At 73.6% G+C, this 4,089-nt stretch carries 4 protein-coding genes; 1 reads left to right on the top strand and 3 read right to left on the bottom strand.

Going from position 1 to position 4,089, the window contains the following annotated elements; translation table 11 throughout:
• Window positions 1-669, top strand: a 669-nt coding sequence (locus VOI19_RS15595) for a stage II sporulation protein M (protein ID WP_323793884.1), incomplete at its 5' end; no start/stop codon positions are given.
• An 8-nt stretch (window positions 670-677) separates the two neighbouring features.
• Here VOI19_RS15595 and VOI19_RS15590 read toward each other — a convergent pair.
• The 3 genes from VOI19_RS15590 to VOI19_RS15580 all read right to left on the bottom strand — a co-directional run.
• The gene (locus tag VOI19_RS15590; RefSeq protein WP_323793883.1) at window positions 678-1,970 is read right to left on the bottom strand and encodes a DUF58 domain-containing protein; all 1,293 of its coding nucleotides are present in this window, start codon (window positions 1,968-1,970) and stop codon (window positions 678-680) included.
• Window positions 1,967-3,004: a MoxR family ATPase gene (locus tag VOI19_RS15585; RefSeq protein WP_323793882.1), complete on the bottom strand. Its 1,038-nt coding sequence runs from the start codon at window positions 3,002-3,004 to the stop codon at window positions 1,967-1,969. The genes VOI19_RS15590 and VOI19_RS15585 overlap by 4 nt, the downstream gene beginning before the upstream one ends.
• Window positions 3,001-4,089: DUF4350 domain-containing protein (locus tag VOI19_RS15580; protein WP_323793881.1), on the bottom strand; the 1,089-nt coding region annotated here is incomplete at its 5' end. The genes VOI19_RS15580 and VOI19_RS15585, both read right to left, overlap by 4 nt.

The raw sequence follows: 4,089 nt of genomic DNA, 5'->3' as shown, positions 1-4,089 counted from the left end.
GTCGGCGTCACCGGCGTGATCATGCTCTGGCTGCTGGGCAACCCGACCGTCGAGCAGAGCCTGCTCTCGCCCCCGGAGGTCGACCAGCTGGTCGACAACGACTTCGAGGGCTACTACAGCGAGTACGCCGCCAGCCACTTCGCGGCGCAGGTGTGGATCAACAACGCCTGGGTCAGCGCGCAGGCGATCGCGTTGGGGATCCTCGGCCTCCCGGTCGTCTACGTGCTCTTCCAGAACGTCCTGAACCTCGCGATCATCGGCTCGATCATGATCAACAACGACCGCGGGGCGCTCTTCTGGGGGCTGATCCTCCCGCACGGCCTGCTCGAGCTCACGGCCGTCTTCGTGGCCGGCGGCGTCGGCATCCGCTTGTTCTGGTCGTGGATCGAGCCGGGCCGGCTCAGCCGCACGGCCTCGATCGCGCGCGAAGGCCGTACGGCGGTCACGATCGCGCTCGGACTGATCGTCGTCCTCGCGCTCAGCGGCGTGATCGAGGGCTTCGTGACGCCGTCGTCCCTGCCGACGTGGGCCCGCATCAGCATCGGGGTGCTGGCCGAGGCGGTCTTCTTCGCCTACGTGTTCGTGCTCGGTCGGCGCGCGGTGCACCAGGGCCACAGTGGTGACCTCTCGGGCGACCTCCTCGAGGACGCGGTCGCGACGCAGGCCTAGGCAGGTCGCTACAGCAGTCCCTGCGCCTTGAGGGCCAGGTAGTGGTCGGCGAGGGCGGGCGGCAGGTGCTCGGAGTCCGCGTCGACGACGGTCACCCCGAGGCGTCCGAGCATGCGTGCGGTGTGGGTACGGCGTCGCACCTCGCGCTCGGCGGCAGCGGCGTCGTAGGTCTCGGCGATCGTGCTGCGCGTCGCGGCGAGCCGCTCCAGCGCCGGGTCCTTCACCGAGGCGACCACGACTCGGTGGTGCCGCGTGAGGGTCGCCAGGACGGGCAGCAGCCCCTCCTCCACCGCAGACGGCTCGAGGGGAGTGAGGAGCACGACCAGGGCACGCTGTCGCCCCAGTGCCTGGACCGCTCCGACAAGCCCGGCCCAGTCGGCCTCGGCGATCACCGGGTCGAGCCCGGCCATCGTGTCCTGGAGCCGTCCGGTGAGGTCGCGCGCGCCGCTCGAGCGCAGGCGCGCCCGCACCCGACGGTCACCGGCGACGAAGTCGACCCGGTCGCCGGCGCGGGTGGCGAGGGCGGCCAGCAGCAGCGCGGCGTCCATCGCGGAGTCGAGCCGCGGGACGTCGTCGACCCGCCCGGCCGACGTGCGTGAGGTGTCGAGCACGAGCACGACCCGCCGGTCACGCTCGGGCTGCCAGGTGCGGACGACGACGCTCGAGGTGCGCGAGGAGGCGCGCCAGTCGATCGAGCGGACGTCGTCCCCGCGCACGTACTCGCGCAACGAGTCGAACTCGGTGCCCTGACCTCGCACGCGCACGGCGGCGCGACCGTCGAGGTCGCGCAGTCGCGCCAGGCGCGACGGCAGGTGCTTGCGCGACTCGAAGGGCGGCAGCGACCGCACCGAGCCCGGGACGTCGTGGGTGCGCTGTCGGGCCGCCAGCCCCAGCGGGCCCCGCAGCCGCACGGTCACACCGACGGCACGCAGGTCGCCCCGGCGGCGGGGGAGCAGAGGAGTGCGCAGCAGCACCCGGTCACCGGGAGCGAGGTCGAGGCGGTGCCGGTTGTCGGTGGCCCCGGCGCTGGGCTGCCACGCGTCGCGCAGGAGTCCACGCACCCGGCGCCGTCCGGTCGCGCGCACCTCGAGCACGCTCTCGGCAGCGTCCCCGGTGCGTGTCGACGGGGTCGCCCGCCGTACGACGTCCAGCACGGTGGTGCGCGGAGCGAGCAGGAGGTCGAGCGCGACCAGCGCCGCCACGAGCAGCAGCCAGAGCCAGACCGTGCTCGCGAGGGGACGCACCACCACGGCTGCCACGCCCAGCAGGGCGAGCAGCGGTACGCGTCCGGTGATCGTCATCGCGGGACGGGCACCGACCCGACGGCCGAGGCCAGCACCTGCGCGACGTCGACACCCTCGAGCTCGGCCTCGGGCCGCAGTCCCAGGCGGTGCACCAGCGTGGCGTGGGCGAGCGCCTTGACGTCGTCGGGGGTCACGAAGTCGCGTCCCCCCAGCCAGGCCCAGGCGCGGGCGGCACGGAGCAGGGCGGTGGCGCCTCGGGGGCTGACCCCGAGCGAGAGCGAGGGCGAGACGCGAGTGGCCCGAGCGATGTCGACGATGTAGGCCGCGACCTCGGGGGAGACCTGCACGGTGCCCACCGCGCGTCGTCCGGCGGTGATGTCGTCGGCTCCGGCGACCGCGCTGACGCCGGCGGCCGCCACGTCGCGTGGGTCGAAGCCACCAGCGTGCCGACTCAGGATCTCCAGCTCGGCGTCGCGCTCGGGGATCGGCAGCACGACCTTGAGCAGGAAGCGGTCGAGCTGGGCCTCGGGCAACGGGTAGGTGCCTTCGTACTCGACCGGGTTCTGGGTGGCGGCGACCAGGAACGGGTCGGGCAGGTGCCGGGTGACCCCGTCGGCCGACACCTGGCCCTCCTCCATGGCCTCGAGCAGCGCCGACTGCGTCTTCGGGGGCGTCCGGTTGATCTCGTCGGCGAGCAGCAGGTTGGTGAAGACGGGGCCCTCGCGGAAGCTCAGGCCGCCGCCCCCCGAGGATCCTGAGCCCTGGTGGGAGTCGATGACCATCGAGCCGGTGATGTCGCCGGGCATCAGGTCGGGGGTGAACTGCACCCGACGCGTCTCGACGGCCAGCGAGGCCGCAAGGGTGCGCACGAGCAACGTCTTGGCGGTGCCCGGCACGCCCTCCATGAGCACGTGTCCGCCGCAGAGCAGGGCGACGAGCAGCCCGGAGACCGCCGCGTCCTGACCCACGACCGCCTTGGCGACCTCGTGGCGCACGGCGGTCAGCCGTTCCCGGGCGGCCTCGTGGGTGCCGTGGTCGGCGGGCGGTGGCGGCGGGGGAGTCCCGTGCTGCTGAGCAGGCTGGTCGGTCATGCGCGGCGTACCTCTTCCTCGAGTGCGGCCAGGTCATTGGCCAGGACGATCAGGTCTCGGTCCGAGCCGGGCACAGGGGCCGAGGCTCCGATCAGGGGGGCGAGGTCGCTCTCGGGGCGACCCAGGTGACGGGCGACGCCGCTCAGGACGGCGGGCGGCTCGGCGTCGGTGCCGAGGCGCAGGTGCTCGGTCAGGCGCTGACGGGTGGCGGAGCGAAGGGCGTTGGCGGCGTGCGCGCGGTCGCCACTCTTGAGATAGAGGCGTCCGCGGCTGCGCGTGGTCTCGATCGCCTTCACCACGACGGGGAGCGGCTCGGTGGCGAGGGGGCCGAGTCGGCGTGCGCGCCACAGGACGAGCAGGACGGCCCCCGCCAGCAGGAGGCCCAGCGACGGGTAGAGCCAGCGGGGGAGCAGCGAGGAGATGCTGACGCCGTCGTCGGCGACCTGGTCGGCGGTGCTGGCGACGTACCAGACGAGACGTTCGCGCCCACCGAGCAGCCGAAGCGCGATCGCGGCGTTGTCGCCGCGCAGCACCTGGTCGTTCGACAGCAGCTCGCCGGCGCCCAGCAGGGTCAGGCCGGACCCGCCGATGGACGCCTCGGAGACGAGGACGTCGTCGAAGCAGCCGGGCAGGGGCAGCGCGGCGGCGGCATCGACGCTCAGCGTCAGCCCGTCGTACGACGGGTCGGCGCAGTCGCCGCTCACCGACGACGAGTCGTCGAGGGCGACGCGGTCTCCGGTCACCCCCAGCTCTGCGAGCAGGACCGTGGTCGGGTCGATCACCACCAGCGCCGCACCGTCGGCCCCGTCGGCCCCGTCGGCCACGACGGCCCCGTCACCGGCGACGCGGGCGAGCAGCCGGTCGGTCGTGCTGGTCCCGAGCTGGTCGGACGACGTCACGACCACGAGCGTGTCGGACCCGACCGTGGCGGCGTCGAGGTCGTCGGCGCTGCGCGCGAGTTCGATGTTGACGCCCTCGTCGGCGAGCACGCGGGCGACGGCCTGGGCGCCGTCGGGACCGGGGTTGTCGGGGTCGAGGTCCGCGCTGCGCTCGACGGGACCCTGGGTGAGCACGACGACCGCGAT

This window comes from Nocardioides sp. (assembly GCF_034670285.1).
Taxonomy (GTDB): domain Bacteria; phylum Actinomycetota; class Actinomycetes; order Propionibacteriales; family Nocardioidaceae; genus Nocardioides.
The sequence above is the reverse complement of the archived record's forward strand: the minus strand, read 5'-3'. Positions and strand labels throughout refer to the sequence as shown.

Bases quoted from the DNA above. Each gene is read 5' to 3' on its own strand.
- VOI19_RS15585 (WP_323793882.1), bottom strand. From the start codon at position 3,004: ATGACCGACCAGCCTGCTCAGCAGCACGGGACTCCCCCGCCGCCACCG.
- VOI19_RS15590 (WP_323793883.1), bottom strand. From the start codon at position 1,970: ATGACGATCACCGGACGCGTACCGCTGCTCGCCCTGCTGGGCGTGGCA.